Below are 677 nucleotides of genomic sequence, written 5' to 3'. Positions count from 1 at the left end.
TTGGATGTCGGCGGCGTGGAATACGGCATGGACGAGATTGCCGTCGGTATCCGTCAAGATATGGCGCTTGCGCCCCTTGGTCTTCTTGCCCGCGTCATACCCCCGCGAACCGCAGCCTTGCCCAGCATCCGCGCCTCCAGCGCCATCGCCCCGGCAAAGCTCGGCCGCGCCTGCAGCCCGTCGAGCCAGGCCTTCACCCTGGGCCATCGGCCATCCTTCAACCCGCTGCTGCAATAGCAGACATTGATCAGCGGACAGGCGACGGCAATGTCGGCCAAAGTGAAGCGATCCTCCACCAGCCAGCCGCTGTCTGGCAGAACCGCCTCCAGATAATCATAGATGCCCGGCATCTTCTCTGCCTCAGCCCAGTCGGCGCGGGCCGGATCATGCGGCATGTCGAGCAGCTTGCCGACCACCCGGTTGAAGAAGATGTCGACACCCACCGGCTGGGCGATGGTGTCGGCAAATTCCTCATACCATATCGTCCGCGCCCGCGCCTTGGGTTCGGTCGGGATCAGGTTCGGCTCGGGATGCAGCGCATCCATATAGGTTATGATCGCGGTCGAATCGCTGATCGCGAAATCGCCATCGACCAGTGCCGGAATCTTGCCGAAGGGGGACGCCCGCTCGAACGCCTCGCCGCCCTTGCCGAACCCGGCCGGCCGCACCTCGACCGC

Annotated in this window: 2 pseudogenes; both read right to left on the bottom strand. The window is 64.4% G+C overall.

Annotated features, from left to right (window positions below):
* A pseudogene (locus A0U87_RS26590) lies at positions 1-111 on the bottom strand (transposase); the annotation flags it as partial.
* Between the two features lie 2 nt (positions 112-113).
* Positions 114-677: pseudogene (locus tag A0U87_RS03530) on the bottom strand (glutathione S-transferase family protein); the annotation flags it as partial.

Origin of the sequence: Sphingobium sp. MP9-4, from assembly GCF_005281675.1 — a bacterium.
Classification (GTDB): domain Bacteria; phylum Pseudomonadota; class Alphaproteobacteria; order Sphingomonadales; family Sphingomonadaceae; genus Sphingobium; species Sphingobium yanoikuyae.
The sequence above is the reverse complement of the archived record's forward strand: the minus strand, read 5'-3'. Positions and strand labels throughout refer to the sequence as shown.